We start from the raw sequence: 25117 nt of genomic DNA, 5'->3' as shown, positions 1-25117 counted from the left end.
GAGCCGCAGGCGAGTTTAGCCAGACCCCGCCCAAAGCGCGCACCGCAGGTTCCCGTAGCGCCAGCGGAGGGCGCAGACAGTTGGGGCGCCTTTCTTTTGGTTACTTTTCTTTTGCGCAAAAGAACAAGTGACTGCGCCGCCGGGCGCAATTCCCGGCCAGGGATGCTTATGAAACCCCGGACCGCCGTCAACGCCAACCCGCCAGGAGGGGTCGGAGCACGAATGCGGGTCAGCAGCCGTATGAAAACCAGCGGGGCAGCGCGCAATCGTGATCCGACCCCGCCAGGCTCCGACCCCGCCAGGCTCCGACCCCGCCAGGCTCCGACCCCGCCAGGCTCCGACCCCGCCAGGCTCACACCACCCCAACCCCCGCCGACGCATGGCACACGTACACCGTGGCCGCATCCCCATTGGGCGCGCGGTACTGTGCCGCTACGGCGGCGCGGGCGGTGGGGACTACGGCTTCGGGGAGCAGGGCGACGACGCAGCCGCCGAAGCCGCCGCCGGTCATGCGGGCACCGCCCTGGGGGCCGATGGCGGCTTGCAGGATGGCGACCAGGTGGTCGATGGGGGGCACGGTGATCTCAAAGTCGTCGCGCATGGAGTCGTGCGAGGCGGCCATGAGCTGGCCCAGACGCTGCAGGTCGCCGGTGGTCAGGGCCTGGGCGGCATCCAGGGTGCGCTGGTTTTCGCTGACGATGTGGCGGGCGCGGCGCAGCACCACGGAGTCCAGCCCGGCGGCATCGCGCTCCAGGCGGGCGATGTCGATGTCGCGCAGGGCTTTGACACCGTAGTGGGCTGCTGCCGCTTCGCACTGCTGGCGGCGGGTGTTGTACTCGCTGCCGACCAGGCCGCGCTGCACGTGGGAGTGCACGATCATCACCGCCAGCCCGGCGGGCACGGGCACGGCCTGGGTGCTGAGGCTGCGGCAGTCGATGAGCAGGGCGTGGTCGGCTTCGCCGCAGGCCGAGATCAGCTGGTCCATGATGCCGCAGTTCACGCCGACAAAGCTGTTTTCAGCCTTTTGGGCCGCCAGCGCAATATCGGTGGGCGTGAGCAGCTCTGAATTGTATAGCGCGTTGAAGGCTTGGCCGACCGCCACTTCCAGCGATGCCGACGACGACAGCCCCGCGCCCTGCGGCACATTGCCCGCAATCGCCAGGTCCATGCCGCCCAGGGTCAGGCCCTTGGCCAGCAGCACCTGCACCACGCCGCGCACGTAGTTGGCCCACTGCGCGTCGGGGCGTGGGGTGATGGGCGCATCCAGGTCGAACTGGTCTAGCGCGTCACCGTAGTCGCAGGCGCAGATGCGCACCTGGCGGTCGCTTCTGGGGCCTGCGGCGATGCGGGTTTCGAAGTCGATGGCGCAGGGCAGCACAAAGCCGTCGTTGTAGTCGGTGTGCTCGCCGATCAGGTTGACCCGGCCGGGAGCGCGCACGTGCAGCGTGGGGGCGTGGCCGAAGTGCTGGGTGAAGGCGGTGTCGATGCGGGTTTGCAGGGTGGCGGTCATGGGGCTACTTTGTCATTGCGGTAGTGAACGTCGGAGACGGCGCGCAGTTGGGCGGCGGCTTGCTCGGGGGTCAGGTCGCGCTGGGCTTCGGCCAGCATTTCAAAGCCGACCATGAACTTGCGCACGCTGGCCGAGCGCAGCAGTGGCGGGTAGAAATGGGCGTGGAGCTGCCATGGCGTGGCATCTTTGCCATCGAAAGGCGCGCCGTGCCAGCCCATGGAATACGGAAACGAGCACTGGAACAGGTTGTCGTAGCGCGAGGTGAGCTGTTGGATGGCCAGGGCCAGGTCAGCGCGTTGGACGGCATCGAGCTGGGGCAACTGCTGCACCGCAAAGCGCGGCAGCAGCAGGGTCTCGAACGGCCAGGTGGCCCAGAAGGGCACGATGGCCAGCCAGTGGTCGGTTTGCACCACCACGCGGCTGCCGTCGGCGGCTTCGCGCGCGGCCAGGTCCAGCAGCAGGGGGGTGCCGTGTTCGGCGTGCCAGGCGCGCTGGCGCAGGTCTTCGGCGGCGGGCTCGTTGGGGATGAAGTCGGTGGCCCAGAGCTGGCCATGCGGGTGCGGGTTGGAGCAGCCCATCAGCGCGCCCTTGTTTTCGAACACCTGCACCCAGGGGTAGGTGGCACCCAGCTCGGCGCTCTGCGCGCACCAGGTATTGATGACTTCCCCAATGGCGGCCAGCGGCAGCTCGGGCAGGGTTTTGCCGTGGTCGGGCGAGAAGCAGATCACCCGGCTGGTGCCGCGGGCGGTGCGGGCCTGGAACAGCGGGTCGGCCTCGGCGGGTGCGTCCGGGGCGCTGGGCATCATGGCGGCAAAGTCGTTGGTGAAAACGAAGGTGCCGGTGTAGGCGGGGTTGCGCTCGCCGGTGACGCGCAGGTTGCCTGCGCACAAAAAGCAGCTGGCGTCAAAGGCCGGGCGCTCTGCGGTGTCGGCCTGCTCCTGCTGGCCCTGCCAGGGGCGCTTGGCGCGGTGCGGCGACACCAGCACCCACTGGCCGGTGAGGGGGTTGAAGCGGCGGTGCGAGTGCTCGGCCACGTCAAACGCGGCGGTATCCAAAGGGGTGGTGCTCATACGGGGTAGCCTTGGGGGTGGGAGGATTGCCAGCGCCAGGTGTCGGCGCACATATCGGCCAGGCTGCGGCTAGTGTGCCAGCCTAGCACGCTGCGGGCGCGCTCGGGGTCGGCCCAGCTGCTGGCCACGTCGCCCGGGCGGCAGGGCACGATGTCATAGGGCAGGTCTTTGCCGCAGGCCTGGCTAAAGGCGGCCAGCACTTCCAGCACGCTGTGGCCCTGGCCGCTGCCCAGGTTGAAGACGTGCAGGCCGGGCCGGCCCACGCCGTGCTGCAGGGCGGCCAGGTGGCCGTCGGCCAGATCCATCACGTGGATGTAGTCGCGCACGCCGGTGCCGTCGGGCGTGGGGTAGGTGTTGCCAAACACCCGCAGGCTGGCGCGCTGGCCCACGGCGACCTGGGCGATGTAGGGCACGAGGTTGTTGGGCACGCCCTGGGGGTGCTCGCCCATCAGGCCGCTGGGGTGGGCACCTACCGGGTTGAAATAGCGCAGCGCGGTGAGGGACCAGCGCGGGTCGGCTACGGCCAGGTCGTGCAGCATGTGCTCGACCATGAGCTTGCTTTGGCCGTAGGGGTTGGTGGCCGACAGGGGGGCGTCCTCACACAGCGGCATCTGCTCTGCCGCGCCGTACACCGTGGCCGACGAGCTGAACACCAGGTTGCGCACGCCCACGGTCTGCATGGCCTGCAGCAGCACCAGGGTGCCGTTGACGTTGTTGTCGTAGTAGGCCAGCGGCTGGGCCACCGATTCGCCCACGGCCTTGAGCGCGGCGAAGTGGATGACGGCATCGATTTGCGCCTCGGCCAGCAGGCGCTCCAGCAAGGCGCGGTCGCGCACATCGCCTTCTACAAACTGGGGGCGGCTGCCGCCCAGCGTGGCGATGCGGTCCAGCACCGCCGGGTTGCTGTTGCACAGGTTGTCCAGCAGCACCGGGCGGTGCCCGGCTTCCAGCAGGCGCAGGCTGGTCAGGCTGCCGATGTAGCCGGTACCGCCGGTGACCAGGATGTTCATGGCAGCACCTTTTTCAAACGCACGATGAAGCAGCTCTCTGCCGTGGCGCGTGGCATGGGCAGGCCAGCCTGGGCCAGCCAGGCACCGTCTAGGGCTAATCCGCCGTTTTGCAGAGCCGTGAAGAACGGCGCGGGGGATTGCACCGCCCCTTCGCCTGCGATGGGCACCAGCTGCTCCACTTGGTAGCGGGCGGCGGTGTCCAACATGGGCAGGCGCAGCGGCGGGGTGTAGCGGTGGCTGGTGGGCTGGCAGCGGTAGACCAGCAGCAGCAGGTCCTCCGCATCGCCATGGGCTTGCCAGACCAGGCCGTCGGCAGCCTCGCCACGCCAGACGCGGCCATGGTGGAGCTGGACTCTCCAATTTTTATAGCAAACTATCCAGTCGGATAGGGCGGTAAGCGTGAATTCGTCCAGATGCCGCACATCCAGCTCCACCCCCAGGTGGCCGGTCAGGGCCACGGCGGCGCGGAAGGCCAGGGACTGGCAACGGCCGGTGGTGTGGGCCGGGGCGGTGCCGATGTGCGAGCCCAGAATTTCTGGCGGGAAGAACTGGCCAAAGCCGTGCTGGATCTGCACCCGGCTCATCGCGTCGATGCAGTCGCTGCCCCACACGCGGTGGGTATAGCGCAGGATGCCAAAGTCGATGCGGCCCCCGCCGCCGGAGCAGCTTTCGATTTCCACCTCCGGGTGGGCCGCCCGCAGGCGTGCCATCAGCGCGTACACCGCATGCACCTGGGTGCGGTAGCCTGCGCTGCCCATGCCACCGGCCAGGGCGGCGGTGGTCAGGTCGCGGTTGTGGTCCCATTTGAGGTAACGGATGGCGTGGGCGGCCAGCAGGGTATCGATCTTGGCAAACAAATAGTCGGCCGCTTCGGGGCGCGAGATGTCCAGCACCAGCTGGTTGCGGGCGGTGAGTAGCGGGCGCCCGGCGATTTGCAGCGCCCAGTCGGGGTGGGTGCGGAAGAGCTCGCTGTCGGGGTTGATCATTTCGGGCTCGACCCACAGGCCGAACTCCATGCCCAGCGCATTGACGTGCGCCACTAGCGGGCCCAGGCCGCTCGGGAACTTGTCGGCATCGGGCCACCAGTCGCCCAGGGCAGCGCGGTCGTGGTGGCGGCGGTGGAACCAGCCGTCGTCCAGCACAAAGCGCTCTACGCCCACTTTGGCGGCGGCATCGGCCAGGGCCATGACGTCGCCAGGTACCAGGTCGAAGTAAAACGCCTCCCAGGTGTTGAGGTGCACCGGGCGCGGGCGCATTTCGCCACCGGGCCAGGCCATGCGGGCGCGCAGGGCGGCGTGGAAGTTGGCGGCCAGGCCGTTCAGGCCCCCGGTGGAGCAGGTGGCGATGATCTCGGGCGTGTGCAGGCTGGCGTTGGGGGCCAGGCGGCCTTCGCCGGGGGCCAGCCACTCGCCCATTTGCCATTGGTACTGGCCGTCGTGCAGCCACTCGATGGTTTGTTGGTGGTTGCCCGACCAGGCCAGGTGCGCGCCGAAGACCAGGCCGGTGTGCTCGGTACTGCCGGGCGTGGTGACCACCGCGCCGGGAAAGCAGTCGTGCGAGGTGCGGCCCCGGCGGTTTTCGCGCCGCCACTGGTTGCGGCCCAGGGTGTCGGTTTGCAGCAGAAATTCGTGGTTGTGCTGGCCCGCGTACGAGCGCACGGTGGCCGCGTCGCCGGGCAGGGGCAGGGTGCCTGCGGCCAGCCATTGCACGTCGATGTCCGCATCGCCCAGGTTGGTCAGCGTGGTCTGCAGCGTGAGCACATCGGTATTTGCGTCCAGCGCCATCGACACGTTAAAGCGCAGCTGCGCTACCGCGTCGGTGAGGTGCAGCACCAGGGCGCTGCCGGGGGTGGTCCATTCCACCTCGCACTGGGTGATGGCCTGGGCGAAGTCCAGCCCGGCCCGGTGCGCCAGCAGTGCGCTTTGGCCGAACCAGCCCACGCCGAAGGTGGGCAGCACGGTGAGCGGCTGGTCGAAGTCGAGCATGAAGGACGGCAGCGGGCGGGTGCCGCGCAGCGCCTGGCCCGGGGTGTTGCCATCGGGCAGGCGCGGGCCCCAGTAGCGCCACAGGGGTGCTTCACCAGGCGGGCATTCGAGCACCAGGGAGCTGTGGCGGCTGTGCAGGAGGAGGAATTCAGCGGTCATTTTTTCGGTCAGGCGGCGTGGGGAATCAACATATCGGCAATGGGGATGCGGCGCTCCAGCGCGTGGCCCTTGTCGTCAAACACATGCATGGCGGCTGCGGGCAGCGATACCGCCACGCGCTGGCCGGGGTCGGCGTGGAACTGGCCGGGGGCTTTGACCACCAGGGGCTGGTTGGCTACACCGCTGTCAAGAAACAAATAGGTGGACTCGCCCAGGCGCTCTTGCCAGTGCACCTGGCGCGTGATGCTTTGGGTGGCGGTGCCCAGCAGGGTGTGCTCGGGGCGGATGCCGATGGTGACGGGCTGGCCGGGCTGCAGCGCGCTGCCGTCCACCATGGCTTCCACCACCTCACCGCCGGTGAGCTGCACCTTGGCGATGTCGCTGCGGCCCTCGACCAGGCGGCCCTCCAGGAAGTTCATCTTGGGCGAGCCGATGAAGCCCGCCACAAACAGGTTGCGGGGCCGGTGGTACAGCTCCAGCGGGCTGCCGCACTGGGCCACGCTGCCCTCGGTGAGCACGGCCGGCCCGGCGTTGAGCAGCAGAATGCGGTCGGCCAGGGTCATGGCTTCCACCTGGTCGTGGGTCACGTAGATGGTGCTGGCCTTGCCGAAGTCACGGTGGATCTTGGCAATCTCGAAACGGGTTTGCACCCGCAGCGAGGCATCCAGGTTGGACAGCGGCTCGTCAAACAAAAACACACCCGGCTCGCGCACGATGGCGCGGCCAATCGCCACCCGCTGGCGTTGCCCGCCGGACAAGGCCTTGGGCTTGCGGTCCAGCAGGTGCTCCAGTTGCAGCACCTTGGCGGCCTCCATCACCTTGCGGCGGATCTCGGTCTTGTCCACCTTGTTCAGCGTCATGCCGAAGGCCAGGTTGTCGTACACGGTGATGTGCGGAAACAGCGCATAGCTTTGGAACACCATGGCCACGCCGCGTTTGGCGGGCTGGGTGTCGTTCATGCGCTGGCCGTCGATCAGCAGGTCGCCGCTGGTGATGTCTTCCAGTCCGGCCACCATGCGCAGCAGTGTGGACTTGCCGCAGCCCGACGGCCCGACGAAGACGCAAAACTCGCCTTGCTGGATGTGCAGGTCGACGTTGCGGATCACCGCCACGTCGTTGCCATAGGTTTTGTTGACGGCGCGAAGTTCAATGCTGGCCATGGTGGTGCCTCTTTTTTTAAGCTTGCAGGTAGTCGGGCAGGAAGGCGCGGTGCGCCACCAGCAGTTCATCGACCATGGCGCGGATTTGCGCCAAGTCGAGTACGGCGGCGGTGTGCGGGTCGAGCATGGCGGCGTGGTAGACGTGTTCGCGCTTCTGCTCGGTGATGGCGGCCACCACCAGCTCTTGCACGTTGACGTTGGTGCGCATCAGCGCCGCCAGCTGGATAGGCAGCTTGCCGACGCGGGTGGGTTGCACGCCGTTGGCATCCACCAGGCAGGGCACTTCCACCGCGCAGCCCTGGGGCAGGTTGTCGATCAGGTGGTGGTTGAGCACATTGCCATACACCACGCGCGGCGTGCCGCTGACCATGGAGTGGATGATCTGGCCACCGTATTCGACCGAGCGGTTGACCGCGTTCAGGCCCTCCAGCAGGCGGGCGGCTTCGGTGATGTTGCGCGGCATCACATGGATGTTGGCAGCTTCCAGCTCGGCTTTCAGGGCCTGCACGTCCTGCGTGCCGGGGGCTTGCAGCTCGCGCTCGATGTAGGGCCAGGCGTGTTCAAAAATCTGGCAGCGGCCAGGGTATTCGTCCAGCGGAATGTTGTATTTGGCCAGCAGATCTTCGCGGCCTTTTTTGATGAACCATGGCACGTATTCGGCAAAGTGCTCGCTGGACTCGGTGGGGAAGTGGCCCAGCTGGTTCAGCATTTCATACCGCACGCGGTTCCAGTCGGGGGCTTTTCCGTCGGCATAAATCTGGCGCAGGCGTGGGTACAGATCGACCCCCTTGTGCTCAAACTTTGTGTAGAACGACATGTGGTTGATGCCCGCGCAGGTGTAGTCGATCTCTTCGGCCGGAATGCCCAGATCGTGCGCCAGTTCGTGCGCGGTGTGCTGCACGCTGTGGCACAGGCCCACGGTGGGAATGCGCTTGCTGGCCTGGTTCAGCGCCCAGGTGATCATGGCCATGGGGTTGACGTAGTTCAGGTGGATGGCACCGGGGGCGCACACGTCTTCCATGTCCTTGAGCATGGCCAACTGCACGGGGATGGTGCGCAGGCCGCGCATGATGCCGCCAATGCCCAAGGTGTCGCCAATGGTCTGCTCCAGGCCAAATTTCTTGGGGATTTCGAAGTCGGTTACGGTGGCGGGCTTGTAGCCGCCGACCTGGATGGTGCTGATGACGAACTGTGCGCCGTCGAGCGCGCGGCGGCGGTCGGTGCTGGCCGTGATCAGGGGTTTTACGCCCAGGGCGGCGGCCCGGCGTTGCGCCACCATTTCGGCCAGTCGCAGGCGGTGTTCGTCGATGTCGTGCAAGGCCACTTCGCAATCGGCCAGCTCGGGGTAGGAAAAAATATCGCCCAGCAGGTTGCGGGTGAAAACAATGCTGCCAGCCCCGATGAGGGTGATCTTGATGCGGCGTGTCATGGCGAGTCTCTAGTGGGTGGTGTGTGGGTGGCTACGCACGCCTGGGTACAGAACGTGTCTTCACCAGAGATACCGTGGAACTGGCTCTGCCAGGCCACTGGTATCGCCCCCTGCAAGGGGGTTGGCGGAGACTTGCGTTCTCGGCTTTCCAAGCCGAGCCCGGGGAAGTGCGTAGCCTGGGGGGGTGCTTATTTCTTAGCGAGTTGGTTGACTTTGGCGTTGGCGGCTTTGAGGGCGCTGGTGGCATCCGATTTGCCCATCAGCACGCCTTCGATCGAGGCTTTCATCACTTCGTCGATTTCGGAGCCGCTGTCTGCAATGGGGGGCAGGTAGGTTTTGGACTTGGCCATGGTCAGGAAAGCGGAGGAATCCACGCCCTTGGTCTTTTGTGCCTCCATGGCTTTTTCCGCCATGCCCTTGATGGCGGGGAACACCACGCCGTAGCCCGCTACGACGCTTTGGCAATCTGTCGAACCCAGGTACTTGACCCATTTCCAGGCCTCGGCCTGCACCTTGGAGCCCACCCAGATGGAGTCAGCCAGGCCGTTGAGCATGGTGGCGCGGGTACCGCTGGGGCCGGTGGGCAGGGGCACCCAGGCGTTGTCGAACTTGGCGCTGTCTTTGAAGTAGGTGATCATCCACGAGCCCTGCGGCACGATGGCGACCTTCTTGGCGATGAACATGGCATCGGGGCCGAGGGATTTGGTGTTTTCCAGGCTGGCCGATACGCCTTTGCCCGGCAGTCCGGCCAGATAATCCAGGGTTTCGGCCAGTTTGGGGCTGTCGTAGTAGAACTTGGGGTCCCACGGTTTGTCCTGGTACTTAAAGCCGTTGGAGACAGCAAAGTGGCCCCATTCGGTCTGGCCCATCATGCCGCCCGCACCGGGGTTCTGGTAGCCGTAGACGGCGACCTTTTTCTTGTCGAAGTTGGCTGCGGTGGCATTGTTGCCCGCCGCGTCCACACTCAGTTTGCGCACGATTTTTTCGAAGCTGCCGCCGTCCTTGGGGTTCCAGGTCATGGCTTGCAGCTCGGCCAGCGTGACACCGGCTTTTTTGGCCATGTCCATGTTGACCATGAAACCAATCGTGTCCCAGTCTTTGGGCAGGCCGTATTGCTTGCCGTCGCGGCCCCAGGTTTCATACAGGCCATTGGTGTAGGCGGTGGTGTCCAGTTTGTCGCGCAGGATCAGCGGGGCCAGATCCACCAGCTGGTTGTTCTTGGCAAACTCGGGGTATTTGGCTAGGTGGTCGGTAAACACATCGGGCGCGGTGCCGGAGATGAAGCCGGTGGAGATGGCGGTCCAGTAGTTGTCCCAGCCGGACTGGGTGATCTTGATGGTGATGCCTGCGTTCTTTTTCTCGAAGTCGGCGGCGCACTGTTTGTAGGCGGGCATCTGGTTCGAATCCCAGAGCATGTATTTGACTTCGACGGCGTGGGCGCTGCCGATACAGGCCAGGGCGGCGGCTGCGAGTGTGCTGAGTTTGAGGGTCATGCTTGTCTCCGTTATGGTTGGTTGAGAAAACGACTAACTACTTTCCGCCACTGAACTGGACGGATTCCACTACTCGGCGGCCAAGGACCACCAAAAGCAAAATGGTGGGCATCACGGTGATGGCGGTGGCGGCCATCAGGCCGGTCCAGTCGGGCTGGCCCTGGGCGGTTTGCGACTTGAAGCTCTGCAGGGCCACCGGCAGCACCTGCTGCGCATCGTCTTTGGCCACCAGGTAGGGCCAGAAGAATTCGTTCCACATATTGATGCCGGTCAGCATGGCGATGGTGGCCAGCGGGGTGATGCTCAGCGGCAGCACCACGTGGGTGAAGATGTAGGTGTACGAGGCCCCGTCCAGCAGCGCGGCCTCTTCCAGATCACGCGGGATCGACAGAAAAAACTGCCGCAAGAAAAACACCGAGAACCCCTGCATCAGGCAAAACGGCGCGACCATGCCCACCATGGTGTTGAGCAGGCCCAGGTCTTTGATGAGGATGAAGTTGGGAATGAAGGTGACCACGCCCGGCACCATCATCGAGCCCACAAACATCGCAAACAGCACGTTGCGGCCTGGAAAGCGCAGCCGGGCAAAGGCGTAGGCCGCCATGGCCGCAAAGCAAACCTGTGTGCAGACGATGATGCCGGTGAACAGCACCGAGTTGCCCAGCGCCCGCAGAAAGTTGATTTCGGCCCCCGAGCCGCCCAGGGCGCGGCTTTCATCGGCGGTCATGAAACCCAGCACGCGTTGGAAGTTGGCCAGCGTGGGCTCGGAGGGCAGAAACTGGGCCGACTCGGTGTACAGGTTGGCCGACTGCATGAGCGCGGTTTTCACCACCATCCACAGCGGGGCCAGGGTGATCACCAGCATGGTGGCCAGCGCCACCCAGGCGGCAATGCGGCCGGGGGTGAAGATGCGGATGCGGTGGGGTGTGGCATCGGCCACAGCGGGGGATACGATGGTGTTCATGGGGTTACCTTGTCAGTCAAGCCAGGTCGTTCTCGGAAGCCTTCATCACCCGCATCTGGAACACGGTGTAAATCATCATCACCACGCACAGCGTCATCGACATGGCCGAGGCATAGCCCATCTTGTAGAAGCTGAAGGCGTTTTGCACGATGTAGTGCACGATCACGCGGGTCGAGTCCAGCGGGCCGCCGTTGGTGGTCACGGCGATGGTGTCGAAGATCTGGAACGAGCCCGTCACGCTGGTCACCAGCACAAACACCATCACCGGGCGCAGCAGCGGCAAGGTGATGCGCCAGAACATCTGCCACTCGCTGGCTCCCTCCAGTGCGGCGGCCTCGTACAGGTTGCGGGGGATGTTTTGCAGCCCGGCCAGAAACAGCATGGCTACCAGCCCCATGTGCCGCCAGATGTTGACCGCCGCCACTGTCAGCAGCGCCTGGTCGGCACCGCCAAAGAAGGGCTGGCGCTCCAGGCCGACGCCTTCGATCAGGCTGTTGACCAGGCCCAGCAGCGGGTCCAGCATCCACAGCCACATCATCGCCACCAGCACGTTGGACAGCAGGTAGGGCAGCAGCACGATGGACTTGACGAACAGCGACTTGGTCAGCCGGTCCATGGATACCGCCAGAAACAGGCCCAGCACCACCTGCAGTGGAATGTTCAGCACCACGTAGTAGGCCGACAGCTTCATACCCTGCCAGAACTTGCCGTCTTCCAGCATGGTGGCGTAGTTGGCCAGGCCGACAAACTTGGGTTCGCGCAGCAGGTTCCAGTCGGTAAAGCTGATCTCGATGGCGCGCAGCGTGGGCCAGGCGTAGAACACCGCGAAGCCGATAAAGGCGGGCAGCACCAGCGCCCAGGCGGTCAGGGTTTCGGCCCGCCGGGTGGGGCTGAGCGCGTGCGGTGCAGTCGGAGCGGGAATGGTCACGGAGTCTCCTTTTTTAGGTATCTAACGCGGGTTAGTAATTGGATGATAAATTTACTGACGCGGATTAGTACTAGGGAAAATACGGGTTTTGCAGCCCAACTGCTCTTTAAGTGTAGAAATTCGTAACAAGCCTGTGCATCCGCTACGATCGACCCCTTACATGAAAGCTTCCCTCAAATCTCCCCCCACCAGCAGCGAGGTCGCGCGCCGCGCCGGGGTGTCGCGCACCACCGTGTCTTTTGTGTTGAACAACGTACGCGACCAGGGCATCAGCGAAGCCACCCGCGAGAAGGTGCTGGCCGCCGCCCGCGAGATCGGCTACGAGCCCAACGCCGCCGCCCGCACGCTGGCCGGTGGCTCCACCAGCACCGTGGCGCTGGTGATCCCCAAAGCCTCGCACCTGTATGTGGACGTGTTTTTGGCGCACCTGGTGGCCAGCATCAACGAGGAGTGCCACCGCTTTGGCCTGAAGATGCTGATCGAGTCCAGCGACGACGAGGGCCGCGAGCCCGGGGCCTTTGTGGACTTGGTGCGCAGCCGCCGTATCGACGGGCTGATCGTCGTCAATCCCAGCCTGGCGGGTCGCGAATACCTCTCCAGCATTGCCGACGCGGGCATTCCGCTGGTGGTGTTTGGCACCGGCATGCCCGATGTGGGCCGCTACCACACCACCGGCAACGACACCTCGCTGGCTGCCAAGCTGGCTGTCAACCACCTGATCGCCCTGGGCCACACGCAGATTGCCTTCGTCAATTTCGCCCAGCCCGAGTACCTGGCCGTCAACGAGCGCGAGCGCGGCTGGCGCGAAGCCATGGCCGACCACGGTCTGCCCATCGACCCCGCCTGGTGCGCCTACGCCGACATCAGCGCCGCCAGCGGCTACCGCGCCACGCAGGAGCTACTGGCCCGCAAGGTGCCGTTTACCGCCCTGTTTGCAGGCAACGACACCATCGCCTTCGGAGCCATCAAGGCGTTGAAAGAAGCGGGGCTGCGCGTACCCGAAGACATTGCCCTGGTGGGCTACGACGACATACCGATGGCCGAATTTGCGTCGCCACCGCTGACCACCGTGCGCTCCGACACCATTTCCCTGGGCCGCGAAGCCATGGCCATGCTGCGCGCCCTGCTGCGCGGCGAAGACGTACAAAACAGCCCGCAGCCAGTGGTGGCCACGCACCTGGTGGTGCGCGAGTCCTGCGGTGCGCAACTCAAAGCCAAAAAATGAGGTATCAAAAGAGCTGCTTGCGCTGATGGAATAGGCGCAAGCAGCTACTTATTCAGTAGCAGATAATGGCGTAGATGCTGAACTGCTATGCGCGGCTACTGTGACGACGACAGCAGCAGCTTGGTGCCCAGCAGCCCCAGCACCGCCCCGGTCACCCGGTCGATCGCCGTCTTGGCCCGCAAATAGGTTTGCCGGGGCCGCGTCGACGACAGGGCCAGCGCCACCAGCAGATACCAACTGGCCTCCAGCACAAACACGCTGGGCGGCAGGGCCAGGCTCAGCGCCAGCGACGGCGTGTGCGGCAACAGCGCGGCGAAGATTACGCCGTACACCACCGCCGCCTTGGGGTTGCTGACCATGGTGCCCGCGCCGATCAAGAAGTGGCGCAGCACCCCCGCTTTGGTCAGCGGGCCTGTGTCGGCCAGCACCAGCGGTGTCTTGGCCCCTTGCCAGATCTTGAAACCCAGGTAGAGCAGGTACACGCCGCCCACCAATTTCAGCCCCCAGTAGGCCAGCGGCACCTGTTGCAGCAGCGCGTGCAGCCCCAGCAAGGCCACCACGCTGAGCACGCAGGCACCGGCTGCCATGCCCAGGGCGGATGCCACCCCGGCCTGGCGCGAGCTGCCAATGGCGGTGCGCGCCACCAGCACAAAACTGGGGCCGGGGCTGATCACGCCGATAAACAACACAGCCAGGATGCTGGCCAGGGTAGTGAAGGTTTCCATAGCAAAATACTCCTACTGAAAAAGGCAGTTCGTGCTTATTCCATGGGCGTGAAAAGCTACCAATTAAATAGCAATTTACCCGTATTGGTGCCAGCCGTCAAAGTCTGCCTTGCCCAGCGGCACGCCTTGCTGGCGCAGCAGTGTGTATGCGCTGGTGAGGTGGAAAAAGAAGTTGGGCAGGGCGTACTGCGATAGAAAGGCCTCGCCCGGTAGCGTCACCGTGGCCTGGCCCGCCTGGTCGGTGCACAGGCGCTGGGCGTTACCGGCCATCTGCGCCGGGGTTAGCGCGGCCAGAAAGGCCTGGGCGCGGGCGATGCGGGCATGCAGGTCGGCAAACGTGGCGCTGCCCTGGCCAAAAGGTGGTACCTCCAGCCCGGCCAGGGTGGCGCAGGCGCGCAGGCTGAACTGGGTGGCAATGTCGATCTGCAGCCCCAACGGCAGCATGTCGGGCACCAGCCGGGCCTGCAGGTCGCAGCCCTGGGCCGCGCCCGCATCCACCATCCTGGCCAGTTGGCCGAGGTAGCGCTGGAAGACGGGGACCGAGGCGGCGTACATGGCTCAGCCTTGCAACAAGGTCTGCACGTAGCGCGTCACCCCGGTGTGCACGTCGGCAAACGCGTGGTCGCAGCCGGTGCTGCGCAGCGCCGTCAGGTCGGCCTGGGTGTAGCACTGGTATTTGCCGCGCAGCGCGTCGGGGAAGGGCACGTATTCAAGCAGGCCGGTACTGGCGGCATCCGCCAGGCTGACGGGCTGGCTGTGCAGCGCATTCACGACGGCGTGGGCGATGTCGTTGAAGGGCTGGGCCTTACCGGTGCCCAGGTTGAAAATGCCGGACTTCTCCGGGTGGTCGAAGAACCACAGGTTCACCGCCACCACGTCGTCGATAAACACAAAATCGCGCATCTGCCCGCCTTGCGGGTAGCCGCCGTATTCGCCAAACAGCTTGACCTTGCCGTCTGCCTTGAACTGGTTGAACTGGTGAAACGCCACGCTGGCCATGCGGCCCTTGTGCTGCTCGCGCGGGCCATAGACGTTGAAGTAGCGGAAACCCACCACCTGGTGCGGGTTGCGGTCGAATGACGTGCCGCACAGCAGGCGCATACGCTGGTCGAACAGCAGCTTGGAGTAGCCGTAGACGTTGAGCGGGCGCTCGAACTCGGGGGTTTCGACAAACGATGCCGAGCCTCCATAGGTGGCCGCCGACGAGGCATACAGCAGGCGCGTGCCCTGGGAGTGGCAGGCATCGAACAGCTTGCAGGACAGCGTGTAGTTGTTGTCCATCATGTACTTGCCGTTCATTTCCATGGTGTCGCTGCACGCGCCCTCGTGGAACACGGCCTCGACCTTGCCGTAGCTGCCTTTGGCAAAGCGCTCGTAGAAGGCATCGGCATCCACGTAGTCGGCAATCTGCAGGTCGGCCAGGTTGCGGTATTTGTCGCCCTGGGTCAGGTCATCCACCGCAATGATGTCGGTGATGCCGCGTGCGTTCAGGCCTTTGACGAGGTTGCTGCCGATGAAACCGGCGGCTCCGGTGACGACGATGCGGGTCATAACAAATCCTTCACAAACAATTCTTCATAGCTGACGGTGGCGGTGCCGAACTTGCCGACCACCACGCTGCCCGCCCGGTTCGCCAGCGGCATGGCCTCGCGCAGGCTCAGGCCCGCGGCTACCAGGGCGGCCATGGTGGCAATCACCGTGTCGCCCGCGCCGGTCACGTCGAACACTTCCAGGGCCTGGGCGCTGGCGTGCAGCTCACCGGCATCGTCGTACAGCGTCATGCCTTCTTCGCTGCGGGTGACCAGCAGGGCTTCGAGCTGCAGCTCTTTGCGCAAATTCTGCGCCTTGGTGCGCAGCTGCTCTTCGCTGCTCCAGCTGCCCACTACCTGCTGCAACTCGGCGCGGTTGGGTGTGATGACGCTGGCCTGGCTATAGCGCGAATAGTCGCTGCCCTTGGGGTCGATCAGGATCTTTTTGCCGCTGGCCAGGGCCAGGGCAATCATGTCGCCCACATGGGCCAGCCCGCCCTTGCCGTAGTCGGAAAACAGTACCGCCTGGTGCGCGGGCAGCAGGGTGGCAAAGGTGGCCGACTGCGAGGCCAGGATTTCGCTTTTCGGCGTGTTCTCGAAGTCCATGCGCAGCAGCTGCTGCTGGCGGCCAATCACGCGCAGCTTCACCGTGGTTTGCAGCTCCGCATCGCGGCCAAAGTAGGGGCGGATGCCGGTCTGGGCGACCAGCTTCTCCAGCTTGTGGCTGGCATCGTCGTCGCCCACCACCGTCAAAAGGGAAGCCTGTGCGCCTAGCGACACGATGTTGTAGGCCACATTGGCCGACGCGCCCATGCGCTCTTCTTCGCGGGTGACGCGCACCACCGGCACCGGCGCTTCGGGGCTGATGCGGTCCACCGCGCCGTACCAGTAGCGGTCCAGCATGGCATCGCCGACCACCAGCACCTGGGCCTGGGCCATTTGGTCTCGGGAAAGATTAGCTAGTTTTGTCATAGTTCTTCTACGCGTCTTGCGGGGTAACTGTCCCAGGCCTGGCAGCCGGGGCATTGCCAAAAATGCTGCTTGGCCTCAAACCCGCAGGCGGCGCAGCGGTAACGCTTCAAGGGGTTCGCGGCATGGTCCAGGGCGCGCTGGATCTGGGGGTGGAATTCTTCGTGCTCCAGCTTTTCCCCGGCAATCCAGCGGGCGGCGGCCACCAGGGACTGTTCGCGCTCCAGGTGCTGGATGTAGCGCATGCGCACCTCGGCCATGGGGGTGCCGCTGCGCAGTTGCAGCGTCAGGATGGCTTCCAGCACGTCCAGCGAGGCGCTGTGGGTGTAGCTGGCCTCCAGCAGCGCCAGGGCCGGGTCGGTGAGCCCGGCGGCGGTGGCAATGGTGGCAATCCGCTCTGCTACCAAAGGTATAGCTGCTGGTGCTGATTCAGCCAGCGCTAGCAGGGTTTTAAAGGCCTCATCCAGCTGGCCTGCCTGGTGCTGCAAGATGGCCAGGTCGATGCGTGGGCGGGCGGCTTGCGGGGCGACGGCGATGGCTTTTTCCAGCAGGCCCTGGGCGGCTTCGGGCTGGGCGGCGGCCTGTTCGCACAGATAGTGCGATTGGCGGCCGCTGAAGCTGCCCTGGCCTGCGGATTCCAGCTTGTGGGCGATCTCGGACGCATCGGGCCAGTCGCGCGAGCGCTCGTAGATGGACAGCAGGGCCAGGCGGCTTTGGGCTTCAAAAGCCGTGCCTTCGAGCTTGCGCAGGGCCTCTTCGGCCCGGTCGAGCAAACCGGCTTTCAAAAAGTCTTGCGCCAGCGCGTGCTGCGAGCGGTCGCGGTCGGCAGCACTCAGGTCGCCGCGCGACAGCAGGTGTTCGTGCACGCGCACGGCGCGCTCGGTTTCGCCCCGGCGGCGGAACAGATTGCCCAGGGCAAAGTGCAGCTCCGAGGTGTCGGGGTCTTTTTGCACGGCTTCGATGAAGGCATCGATGGCCTTGTCCTGCTGCTCGTTGAGCAGGTAGTTCAGGCCCTTGAAATAGGCCTTGGGGGCCAGGCGGTTGTCCAGGCGCAGCTGCCGAAAGTCCCACCGCGATGCCAGCCAGCCGAGTACAAAGGCGATGGGCAGGCCCAGCAAAATCCAACTGAGGTCAAAGTCCATGGGGTGGGGCGATGGGCTCCGTGCGGGGGGTGTCGAGGGGGGCGGGCACCGGCACGGGCTGCTGGGCCTTGATGGCGACCACGCGGTGCTTCCACCAGCGCGGCACCATGCCCAAAATGCCCAGGGCCAGCCCGGCGGCGAAGGCGCTCAGAATCAGCAGCACCATGGGGGCGCGCCACTGCGTACCAAAAAAGAAGTGCACCACCGCGTCTTGCTGGTTGTTCAGCGCAAAGGCAAACAGGGTAAAAAAAATGGCTGCCTTAAGTAACCACTTAAGCAGCCGGACCAGATTCTTCATGGGTGTCCTCCATCGTCTGGGCATTCTATCTAGGCCAAAACCTCATTCGCGGGATTCACGCAACTCACGGGCCTCGATCTCGGCGGTGTGCAGGTCTACGGCTTCGCGCAGTGCCTTGCCGGGTTTGAAGTGGGGCACGCGCTTTTCGGGGATGGCCACGCTTTCGCCGCTGCGCGGGTTGCGGCCCATGCGCGGCGGGCGGCGGTTGATGGAGAAGCTGCCAAAACCGCGTATCTCCACCCGATGGCCACGCACCAGCGCATCCCCGACGGCATCCAGGATGGTTTTCACGGCATGCTCGGCATCGCGGTGGGTCAGCTGGCTGAATCGGGCGGCCAGTTCTTCAACAAGGTCGGATCGGGTCATGGAGGGGTGTGGTTTCAAAAAGATTTGCGTAATGCACCCGGGGGTGGAGAGGATTGCGCAAAGCCTGTTGGCTTATAAATAAAGCCGACCCGCTCGCCCCTGCGAGTCGGATCGGCCTGGCACTAGGCTATGTCAGCAACAAATTAATTGTTGTTGTCCAGCTTGGCGCGCAGCAATGCGCCCAGGCTGGTGGTGCCAGCGTTTTCGCGGGCCGAAGCCTGGCTCAGTGCAGCCATGGCTTCGCCTTGGTCGGCAGCGTCCTTGGCCTTGATCGACAGCTGGATGTTGCGGGTCTTGCGATCCACATTGACCACCACAGCGGTGACTTCGTCGCCTTCTTTCAGCACGTTGCGAGCGTCTTCGACGCGGTCACGGCTGATTTCGGAAGCGCGCAGGTAACCGATGATGTCTTCACCCAGGTCGATTTCAGCGCCACGGGCATCCACGGTCTTGACCTTGCCGGTCACGATCTGGCCCTTGTCGTTGATGGTGGTGAAGGTGGTGAACGGATCGCTGTCGAGCTGTTTGATGCCCAAAGAGATGCGTTCGCGGTCCACGTCCACGGCCAACACGATGGCTTCGACTTCTTGGCCCTTCTTGTAGTTACGCACGGCGGCTTCGCCGGTTTCGTTCCACGAGAGGTCAGACAAATGCACCAGGCCGTCGATACCGGCAGCCAAGCCCACGAACACGCCGAAGTCGGTGATCGACTTGATCGGGCCCTTGACGCGGTCGCCACGCTTGGTGTCTTGCGCGAATTCTTGCCATGGGTTGGCCTTGCACTGCTTCATGCCCAGGCTGATGCGGCGCTTGTCTTCGTCGATTTCCAGAACCATGACTTCGACTTCGTCGCCCAGCGAAACCAGCTTGGCGGGAGCGATGTTCTTGTTGGTCCAGTCCATTTCGGAAACGTGCACCAGGCCTTCGATGCCGGGTTCGAGTTCCACAAATGCACCGTAGTCAGCGATGTTGGTGATCTTGCCGAACAGGCGGGTCGACTGGGGGTAGCGGCGGTTCACGCCCATCCATGGGTCGTCGCCCATTTGCTTCAGACCCAGCGAGACACGGTTCTTTTCGGTGTCGAACTTGAGGATCTTGGCGGTGATTTCCTGACCAGCCGTCACCACTTCCGAGGGGTGACGCACGCGGCGCCATGCCATGTCGGTGATGTGCAGCAGGCCGTCAATGCCGCCCAGGTCCACGAACGCACCGTATTCGGTGATGTTCTTGACCACGCCGTGCACCACGGAGCCTTCTTTCAGGGTTTCCATCAGCTTGGCGCGTTCTTCGCCCATCGACGCTTCGACCACAGCGCGGCGCGACAACACGACGTTGTTGCGCTTGCGGTCCAGCTTGATGACCTTGAATTCCATGGTCTTGTTCTCGTAGGGAGACAAGTCCTTGATGGGGCGGGTGTCGATCAGCGAACCGGGCAGGAATGCGCGGATGCCGTTGACCAGAACGGTCAGGCCGCCCTTGACCTTGCCGGAGGTGGTGCCGGTAACGAACTCGCCGGATTCCAGGGATTTCTCCAGGGACATCCAGGAAGCCAGGCGCTTGGCGGTGTCACGGCTGACGATGGTGTCGCCGTAGCCGTTTTCGATGGCCACGATGGCAACCGAAATGAATTCGCCAACTTGGACTTCCACTTCGCCCTTGTCGGTTTTGAATTCTTCCAGCGGCACGTAGGCTTCGGATTTGAGGCCAGCGTTAACGACCACAAAGCTGTGTTCGATACGGATGACTTCGGCGGTGACGACTTCACCAATGCGCGTTTCCGTGCGGGTTAGCGATTCGGCAAAGAGGTCTGCAAATGATTCTGACATGGTTTTCCTAGTCCACAGCACAGGGTTGGCGGGTGCGGAATTGCACCTGCGTTGGGGTCTGGTGTGGCGGTTTGGCGGTCGGGGACCACCGGGGTTACAGGGTTAAAAACCACTCGGCTGAGGCAGCAGAGTGGGCTCTTGGGTTTGCCGTTTAGCTATGGCCAAACGGCTGCTTGCTTTGCCACCACAGCAACACCTGGTCGACCGATGTTTCGATCGACATATCAGAGTTGTCCAGCAGCAAGGCATCTTGTGCGGGCTTGAGTGGCGCAGCCACACGGGAGGAGTCCCGTGCGTCGCGCGCTTCCAAGTCAGCGCGAAGGTCTTCGAGTGTAGTCGAAATTCCCTTTGAAATCAACTGCTTATACCGCCGCTCTGCGCGCTTGGCGGCGGTGGCGGTCAAGTACACCTTCAAGGGGGCATCGGGGAAGATCACGGTGCCCATGTCGCGCCCGTCGGCCACCAGCCCGGGCAGGCGCCGAAAACTGTGCTGCAGGTCCACCAAAGCCAGGCGTACCCGAGGCAGGGCGGAGACTTTGGAGGCGTTCATGCCCGCTTCTTCGGTGCGGATGGCCTCCGACACGTCAGAGTCGCCCAGCCAGACCTTGCCGTCTACAAAACGCACGGGCAGGGTCTGGGCCAGGGTGGCGATGGCGGCTTCATCGGCACTGGAGATGGATAAACCCGCCCGCAAGGCGGCCAGCGCGGTGATGCGGTACATCGCGCCCGAGTCCAGAAAGTGGTAGCCCAGGCGCGTGGCCAGGGCCGCTGCCACCGTGCCTTTGCCTGAGGCGGTGGGGCCGTCGATGCAGAGCACGGGGATGTGGGCGGTGGCGGTGTGCGACAGTGCCAGCAAGGCCTCAAAGTAATCGGGGAAGGTCTTGGCGACGCACTTCGGGTCTTCGATACGCACCGGAATCTTGGCCGGGTTGAAGGCCGCCAGCGAGAAGCACATCGCCACCCGGTGGTCGTCGTAGGTGTGGATGCTGGCGGCTTTCCAGGCGCTGGGAGGTGTCACACGGATGAAATCCTGCCCTTCCTCCACCGTGGCGCCCAGCTTGCGCAATTCGGTGGCCATGGCCGCGATGCGGTCGGTTTCCTTGACGCGCCAACTGGCGATGTTGCGCAGCGTGGTCGTGCCATCGGCGTACAGCGCCATCACCGCCAGGGTCATGGCGGCATCGGGGATGTGGTTGCAGTCCAGGTCGATGGCCTTCAGCGGCCAACTGCCCCGGCTAATTTCCAGCCAGTTCGGGCCGCTGACGACCTGCGCGCCCATGTGCTCGGCGGCTTCGATGAAACGGATATCGCCCTGGATGGATGCTGCCCCCACGCCTTCGATCCGGACTTTGGAGTCAAAAGTGCCACTACCGCCCGTAGCAAGAGCGCCAAGAGCTATGAAATAGCTAGCAGACGAGGCATCGGCCTCGACATGGATGTCGCCCGGCGACTGGTAGCGGCTACCGGCGGGAATGGTGAAGCGGGCCCAGCCCTCGCGCCGCACGGTGATGCCAAAGCGCGCCAGCAGGTTCAGCGTGATCTCGATGTAGGGCTTGGAGATCAGCTCGCCCACCACGTCGATGGTTACATCTTGTTTGGCCACCAGCGGCAGGGCCATCAGCAGGGCGGTCAAAAACTGGCTGGACACATCGCCGCGCACGCGGATGGGGGCCATCAGCGTGAGCTGGGGTTGGCCGATGCGCAGGGGCGGATAGCCGTCTTGTCCGGTGTAGGTGATCTGGCAGCCGAGCTGGCGCAGCGCATCGACCAGGTCGCCAATCGGGCGCTCGTGCATGCGCGGCACGCCGTGCAGCGTGAAATCACCGCCCAACACCGCCAGCGCGGCGGTGAGCGGGCGGATGGCGGTGCCCGCGTTGCCCATGAACAAATCGGCCTGGGTGGTTTTCAACTGCCCGGCCAGCCCGTCGATCTCTACCGTGTTACCCGTGTGGCGGATGCCGCAGCCCAGCGTGGCCAGCGCGGCCAGCATGACCTTGGTGTCGTCGGAGTCCAGCAGGTCGTGCACGCGGGTGGTGCCGCCGCTCAGGGCGGCCAGCAAGAGCACGCGGTTGGAGATGCTTTTGGAGCCCGGCAGCACCACGGTGCCGCTGGCGCTGTCGAGGGGAGGGAGGTCGAGAAAAGGGGTGGCGAACATTAATTTTTAGGCTTGAGGGAGGCCATGCTCCAGTCGGCGCGGCTGTCGCTGGCGAGCTCCAGCATCTGCACCAGGCCGTCCACGTTGTTGCTGGTGAGCATGCTCTCCATGGTCTGCAGCGTCTTTTGGAAGATTTGCGACTGGGCCAGCACTTCCTCTTTGTTGGCCAGCAGCACGTCGCGCCACATGTGCGGGTCGGACGCGGCAATGCGGGTGAAGTCGCGAAAGCCCGGCCCGGCCAGGGCCAGGTATTCCTGCCCTTTCGGCTGGCTGACCAGGCCGTGCATCATGGCAAAGGCGATCAGGTGGGGCAGATGGCTCACGGCGGCAAAGGCCGCGTCGTGCGATTCGGGGGTCATTTGCAGCACATTGCAGCCCAGCGCCGCCCACACCGCCTGGGCCTGGGCCAACTGCGCGGGCAGGGTGCGTTCGATGGGGGTCAGGATGACGTTTTTGCCGGTGTACAGGTTCGGGTCGGCAAATTCCACGCCCGAGACTTCTCTGCCGGTGATGGGGTGGGCGGGCACAAACGAGCCCACCTGCTCGCGCAGCACCCGGCGGGCGGCATCCACCACGTCGCGCTTGGTGGAGCCCACGTCCATCACCAGGGTGGTAGGGGTGATCAGGTGCTTGATGGCCTTGAAGGTGTTTTCGGTGGCGGCCACGGGCACGGCCAGCAACACGATGTCGGCACCCGACACGGCGAGCAGGGCCGAAGGGGCTTCGATGTCGATCACGCCCATTTGGCGTGCCTTGCTGGTGGTGGAGGGCGACTTGCTGTAGCCCACCACGCGCTTGACCAGCCCGGCGTTTTTCAGCGCCAGTGCAAACGAGCCACCCATGAGGCCGCAGCCTATCAGTCCGAGTTGTTCAAACATGGGCGCTGCTTTCAGGAGCCGACCGGGTAGGTGCCCAGTACCTTGAAGAAGGCGCACAGCGCGCGCAGCTCTTGCAGCGCCTTGGCCACGTGGGGCTGCGAGGGGTGGCCGTCGAGGTCGATGTAGAAGTAGTAGTCCCACTGGCCGGTGCGGGCCGGGCGGGATTCGAAGCGGGTCATGGACACGCCGTTGGTCTTTAGCGGCACCAGCAAATCGTGCATGGCACCCGGTTTGTTGGGCACGGATACCACCAGGCTGGTGCAGTCCTTGCCCGACGCGGGCGGCGTGGCCAGGGTTTGCGGCAGGCAGATGACGGCGAAGCGGGTGCGGTTGTAGGCATCGTCTTGCACCGCGTGGGCCACGATGTGCAGGCCAAACTGGGAGGCGGCACGTTCGCTGGCCAGGGCCGCCCAGGCCGGGTTGGTAGCCGCCAGGCGCGCGCCTTCGGCATTGCTGGAGACGGCGCGGCGCTCGGCGTGGGGCAGGTGCTGGCTCAGCCAGCCCTGGCACTGGGCCAGCGCCTGGGGGTGGGCCATGACCACGTCGATGTGGTCGCGCGAATTGGTCTGGCGCAGCAGGTTGTGGCGCACCAGCAGGCTGACTTCGCCCACCACGTGCACCGGCGAGTGCAAAAACAGATCCAGCGAGCGGGCCACCACGCCTTCGGTGGAGTTCTCGATGGCCACCACGCCGTACTGCACCGTGCCTGCGGCGGTGGTGTGGAAGACTTCGTCGAAATTGGCGCAGTACAGCAGCTCGGCGGCGCTGCCAAAGAATTCGACGGCGGCTTGCTCGGTGAAGGTGCCTTCCGGGCCGAGCACGGCCACGCGCTGGGGCGCTTCCAGTGCCAGGCAGGCCGACATGATTTCACGCCACACGGCGGCTACATGCTGGTTTTTCAGCGGGCCAGGGTTGGCCTGCTGGATTTTCTCGATGACCTGGGCCACGCGGTCGGGCCGGAAAAAGGGCGAGCCCTCGCGGCGCTTGATGTCGCCCACCTGCTCGGCCACATGGGCGCGGCGGTTCAGCAGGGCGAGCAGCTCCTGGTCGATCTGGTCGATCTTGACGCGCAGGTCGGCCAGATCAGGGGTGGCGGCGGGCGGTGTTGGGGCGGTCATGGCTTAGGCTTGGCTCTTTTCAAATGCGTGCATGTAGTCCACCAGCGCCTGCACGCCCGCCAGGGGCATGGCGTTGTAGATGCTGGCCCGCATGCCGCCGACCGACTTGTGGCCCTTGAGCTGAAGCAAGCCGCGTGCCTTGGCACCTTCTAAAAACGCATCGTTGCGGCTCTCGTCGCGCAGGAAGAAGGGCACGTTCATGCGCGAGCGGCAGTCGGCCTCCACCTTGTTGAAGTAGAGCTGCGACTGGTCAATGGCGCGGTACAGCAGCTCGGCTTTGGCGATGTTGCGGTGCTCCATGGCGGCAATGCCGTGCAGGTCGCCCTCGGTCTGGTGCTTGAGCCACTGGAAGGTCAGCCCGGCGATGTAGATGGCGTAGGTGGGCGGCGTGTTGTACATCGACTGGTTGTCGGCCACCGTCTCGTAGTTGAAGGCGCTGGGGCAGATGTCCAGGGCGTGGCCCAACAGGTCTTCGCGTACCACCACCACGGTCAGGCCGGCGGGGCCGAGGTTCTTTTGCGCGCCGCCAAAGGCCAGGCCGACCTTGCTCCAGTCCATGCTACGCGAGGCCACGTGGGACGAAAAATCGACCACCAGCGGGGCCTTGGAGCCCAGGGCTTGCAGGTCGGGCAGGGTCTGGAATTCCACGCCGTCTATGGTTTCGTTGCCGCAGATGTGCACGTAGCTGGCATCGGCGCTCAGGTCCCAGGTGGCCGGATCGGGCAGGCGGGTGTAGCCGATGGCTTCGGTGCTGGCAGTCGTGTGCACGCTGGCGTACTTGCGGGCTTCTTTTTGTGACTTGTTGCTCCAGCTGCCGGTGACCACGCAATCGACCTTGCCGCCACGCGACAGATTCAGCGGCACGATGGCGTTTTCGCCCAGGCCACCGCCTTGCATGAACAGGATCTTGAACTCGGGTGGCACGGCCATCAGGGCGCGGAAGTCGGCCTTGGTTTGCGCGTAGATCGACAAAAACTCTTTGCCCCGATGGCTCATTTCCATCACGCCCATGCCGCTGCCGTGCCAGTCCAGCATTTCGGCCGCAGCCTGGGTCAGCACGGATTCAGGGATGGCGGCGGGGCCTGCGGAAAAGTTATAGGGGCGTGTCATGCAATGCTTTAAGGTTTTTAGGCACTTCACGCTTATTCCATCAGCGTGAGTAGCTCCTAAATTTATAG

General features: G+C 64.5%; 22 protein-coding genes. 1 reads left to right on the top strand and 21 read right to left on the bottom strand.

From position 1 onward, the window contains the following. Window positions 1-352: 352 nt before the first annotated feature. From galK to AC097O_RS21495, 9 genes are all read right to left on the bottom strand, one after another. Entirely contained in the window at window positions 353-1510 is a 1158-nt protein-coding gene (gene galK / locus AC097O_RS21535) for a galactokinase (RefSeq protein ID WP_479595026.1), read from the bottom strand. After that, the gene (locus AC097O_RS21530; protein ID WP_479595025.1) at window positions 1507-2580 is read right to left on the bottom strand and encodes a UDP-glucose--hexose-1-phosphate uridylyltransferase; all 1074 of its coding nucleotides are present in this window, start codon (window positions 2578-2580) and stop codon (window positions 1507-1509) included. The genes galK and AC097O_RS21530 overlap by 4 nt, the downstream gene beginning before the upstream one ends. Continuing rightward, on the bottom strand, window positions 2577-3590 hold the full coding sequence (gene galE / locus AC097O_RS21525; protein WP_479595024.1) for a UDP-glucose 4-epimerase GalE: 1014 nt from the start codon (window positions 3588-3590) through the stop codon (window positions 2577-2579). Before galE ends, AC097O_RS21530 begins: the two co-directional genes overlap by 4 nt. Next, window positions 3587-5734, bottom strand: a complete 2148-nt coding sequence (locus AC097O_RS21520) for an alpha-galactosidase (protein WP_479595023.1) — start codon at window positions 5732-5734, stop codon at window positions 3587-3589. The genes galE and AC097O_RS21520 overlap by 4 nt, the downstream gene beginning before the upstream one ends. Before the next feature lie 8 nt (window positions 5735-5742). Next, a complete protein-coding gene (locus AC097O_RS21515) occupies window positions 5743-6894 on the bottom strand; it encodes an ABC transporter ATP-binding protein (RefSeq protein WP_479595022.1) in 1152 nt (383 codons plus the stop codon). Between the two features lie 16 nt (window positions 6895-6910). Further along, window positions 6911-8323 (bottom strand): alpha-galactosidase, encoded by a 1413-nt coding sequence (melA, locus tag AC097O_RS21510; RefSeq protein WP_479595019.1) that lies wholly within the window; start codon window positions 8321-8323, stop codon window positions 6911-6913. Window positions 8324-8511: 188 nt separating this feature from the next. Then, the gene (locus tag AC097O_RS21505) at window positions 8512-9816 is read right to left on the bottom strand and encodes an ABC transporter substrate-binding protein (protein WP_479595018.1); all 1305 of its coding nucleotides are present in this window, start codon (window positions 9814-9816) and stop codon (window positions 8512-8514) included. A 37-nt stretch (window positions 9817-9853) separates the two neighbouring features. Then, complete coding sequence (locus AC097O_RS21500) at window positions 9854-10780, bottom strand: carbohydrate ABC transporter permease (protein WP_479595016.1); 927 nt, start codon at window positions 10778-10780, stop codon at window positions 9854-9856. Between the two features lie 16 nt (window positions 10781-10796). Next, window positions 10797-11708, bottom strand: a complete 912-nt coding sequence (locus tag AC097O_RS21495; protein WP_479595014.1) for a carbohydrate ABC transporter permease — start codon at window positions 11706-11708, stop codon at window positions 10797-10799. 160 nt (window positions 11709-11868) lie between these two features. On the opposite strand from AC097O_RS21495, the gene AC097O_RS21490 reads away from it, so the two are divergent. After that, window positions 11869-12933, top strand: a complete 1065-nt coding sequence (locus tag AC097O_RS21490) for a LacI family DNA-binding transcriptional regulator (protein WP_479595012.1) — start codon at window positions 11869-11871, stop codon at window positions 12931-12933. A gap of 95 nt (window positions 12934-13028) precedes the next feature. Here AC097O_RS21490 and AC097O_RS21485 read toward each other — a convergent pair whose 3' ends face one another. The 12 genes from AC097O_RS21485 to serC all read right to left on the bottom strand — a co-directional run bounded on the left by AC097O_RS21485 (window position 13029) and on the right by serC (window position 25049). Next, window positions 13029-13658, bottom strand: a complete 630-nt coding sequence (locus AC097O_RS21485) for a LysE family translocator (RefSeq protein ID WP_479595010.1) — start codon at window positions 13656-13658, stop codon at window positions 13029-13031. A 75-nt stretch (window positions 13659-13733) separates the two neighbouring features. Further along, complete coding sequence (locus tag AC097O_RS21480; RefSeq protein ID WP_479595008.1) at window positions 13734-14213, bottom strand: DUF1993 domain-containing protein; 480 nt, start codon at window positions 14211-14213, stop codon at window positions 13734-13736. A 3-nt stretch (window positions 14214-14216) separates the two neighbouring features. Beyond that, a complete protein-coding gene (gene rfaD / locus AC097O_RS21475; protein ID WP_479595007.1) occupies window positions 14217-15209 on the bottom strand; it encodes an ADP-glyceromanno-heptose 6-epimerase in 993 nt (330 codons plus the stop codon). Beyond that, window positions 15206-16126 carry a D-glycero-beta-D-manno-heptose-7-phosphate kinase gene (rfaE1, locus tag AC097O_RS21470; protein WP_479595005.1) on the bottom strand — a complete coding sequence of 307 codons (921 nt, stop codon included), beginning with the start codon at window positions 16124-16126 and terminating at the stop codon, window positions 15206-15208. The genes rfaD and rfaE1 overlap by 4 nt, the downstream gene beginning before the upstream one ends. Window positions 16127-16155: 29 nt before the next feature. Then, entirely contained in the window at window positions 16156-17298 is a 1143-nt protein-coding gene (lapB, locus tag AC097O_RS21465; RefSeq protein ID WP_479595003.1) for a lipopolysaccharide assembly protein LapB, read from the bottom strand. Beyond that, the gene (locus AC097O_RS21460; protein WP_315186431.1) at window positions 17288-17596 is read right to left on the bottom strand and encodes a lipopolysaccharide assembly protein LapA domain-containing protein; all 309 of its coding nucleotides are present in this window, start codon (window positions 17594-17596) and stop codon (window positions 17288-17290) included. The genes lapB and AC097O_RS21460 overlap by 11 nt, the downstream gene beginning before the upstream one ends. A 42-nt stretch (window positions 17597-17638) precedes the next feature. Continuing rightward, a complete protein-coding gene (locus tag AC097O_RS21455; RefSeq protein ID WP_295960997.1) occupies window positions 17639-17962 on the bottom strand; it encodes an integration host factor subunit beta in 324 nt (107 codons plus the stop codon). Window positions 17963-18105: 143 nt separating this feature from the next. Beyond that, on the bottom strand, window positions 18106-19788 hold the full coding sequence (gene rpsA, locus AC097O_RS21450; protein ID WP_092761519.1) for a 30S ribosomal protein S1: 1683 nt from the start codon (window positions 19786-19788) through the stop codon (window positions 18106-18108). A 151-nt stretch (window positions 19789-19939) separates the two neighbouring features. Then, window positions 19940-21943, bottom strand: coding sequence for a bifunctional 3-phosphoshikimate 1-carboxyvinyltransferase/cytidylate kinase (locus tag AC097O_RS21445; protein ID WP_479595001.1), 2004 nt, complete (start codon window positions 21941-21943; stop codon window positions 19940-19942). Next, a complete protein-coding gene (locus AC097O_RS21440; RefSeq protein ID WP_479594998.1) occupies window positions 21943-22821 on the bottom strand; it encodes a prephenate dehydrogenase in 879 nt (292 codons plus the stop codon). The genes AC097O_RS21445 and AC097O_RS21440 overlap by 1 nt, the downstream gene beginning before the upstream one ends. 11 nt (window positions 22822-22832) lie before the next feature. Then, window positions 22833-23939, bottom strand: a complete 1107-nt coding sequence (pheA, locus tag AC097O_RS21435) for a prephenate dehydratase (protein WP_479594996.1) — start codon at window positions 23937-23939, stop codon at window positions 22833-22835. Between the two features lie 3 nt (window positions 23940-23942). Continuing rightward, window positions 23943-25049: a 3-phosphoserine/phosphohydroxythreonine transaminase gene (gene serC / locus AC097O_RS21430; protein ID WP_479594994.1), complete on the bottom strand. Its 1107-nt coding sequence runs from the start codon at window positions 25047-25049 to the stop codon at window positions 23943-23945. Between the last annotated feature and the right edge of the window lie 68 nt (window positions 25050-25117).

The sequence above is a fragment of the Rhodoferax sp. LS1P39 genome (assembly GCF_056521425.1).
This window is presented reverse-complemented; position numbering and strand designations above follow the sequence as displayed.

Coding starts and splice junctions, on each gene's coding strand:
- galE (WP_479595024.1), bottom strand. CDS start 3,590: ATGAACATCCTGGTCACCGGCGGTACCGGCTACATCGGCAGCCTGACC.
- pheA (WP_479594996.1), bottom strand. CDS start 23,939: ATGACCGCCCCAACACCGCCCGCCGCCACCCCTGATCTGGCCGACCTG.
- AC097O_RS21530 (WP_479595025.1), bottom strand. CDS start 2,580: ATGAGCACCACCCCTTTGGATACCGCCGCGTTTGACGTGGCCGAGCAC.
- AC097O_RS21515 (WP_479595022.1), bottom strand. CDS start 6,894: ATGGCCAGCATTGAACTTCGCGCCGTCAACAAAACCTATGGCAACGAC.
- AC097O_RS21445 (WP_479595001.1), bottom strand. CDS start 21,943: ATGTTCGCCACCCCTTTTCTCGACCTCCCTCCCCTCGACAGCGCCAGC.
- AC097O_RS21460 (WP_315186431.1), bottom strand. CDS start 17,596: ATGAAGAATCTGGTCCGGCTGCTTAAGTGGTTACTTAAGGCAGCCATT.
- rfaE1 (WP_479595005.1), bottom strand. CDS start 16,126: ATGGCCCAGGCCCAGGTGCTGGTGGTCGGCGATGCCATGCTGGACCGC.
- AC097O_RS21490 (WP_479595012.1), top strand. CDS start 11,869: ATGAAAGCTTCCCTCAAATCTCCCCCCACCAGCAGCGAGGTCGCGCGC.
- AC097O_RS21520 (WP_479595023.1), bottom strand. CDS start 5,734: ATGACCGCTGAATTCCTCCTCCTGCACAGCCGCCACAGCTCCCTGGTG.
- melA (WP_479595019.1), bottom strand. CDS start 8,323: ATGACACGCCGCATCAAGATCACCCTCATCGGGGCTGGCAGCATTGTT.
- AC097O_RS21455 (WP_295960997.1), bottom strand. CDS start 17,962: ATGACCCGATCCGACCTTGTTGAAGAACTGGCCGCCCGATTCAGCCAG.
- rfaD (WP_479595007.1), bottom strand. CDS start 15,209: ATGACCCGCATCGTCGTCACCGGAGCCGCCGGTTTCATCGGCAGCAAC.
- AC097O_RS21485 (WP_479595010.1), bottom strand. CDS start 13,658: ATGGAAACCTTCACTACCCTGGCCAGCATCCTGGCTGTGTTGTTTATC.
- AC097O_RS21505 (WP_479595018.1), bottom strand. CDS start 9,816: ATGACCCTCAAACTCAGCACACTCGCAGCCGCCGCCCTGGCCTGTATC.
- galK (WP_479595026.1), bottom strand. CDS start 1,510: ATGACCGCCACCCTGCAAACCCGCATCGACACCGCCTTCACCCAGCAC.
- AC097O_RS21500 (WP_479595016.1), bottom strand. CDS start 10,780: ATGAACACCATCGTATCCCCCGCTGTGGCCGATGCCACACCCCACCGC.
- serC (WP_479594994.1), bottom strand. CDS start 25,049: ATGACACGCCCCTATAACTTTTCCGCAGGCCCCGCCGCCATCCCTGAA.
- rpsA (WP_092761519.1), bottom strand. CDS start 19,788: ATGTCAGAATCATTTGCAGACCTCTTTGCCGAATCGCTAACCCGCACG.
- AC097O_RS21480 (WP_479595008.1), bottom strand. CDS start 14,213: ATGTACGCCGCCTCGGTCCCCGTCTTCCAGCGCTACCTCGGCCAACTG.
- lapB (WP_479595003.1), bottom strand. CDS start 17,298: ATGGACTTTGACCTCAGTTGGATTTTGCTGGGCCTGCCCATCGCCTTT.
- AC097O_RS21440 (WP_479594998.1), bottom strand. CDS start 22,821: ATGTTTGAACAACTCGGACTGATAGGCTGCGGCCTCATGGGTGGCTCG.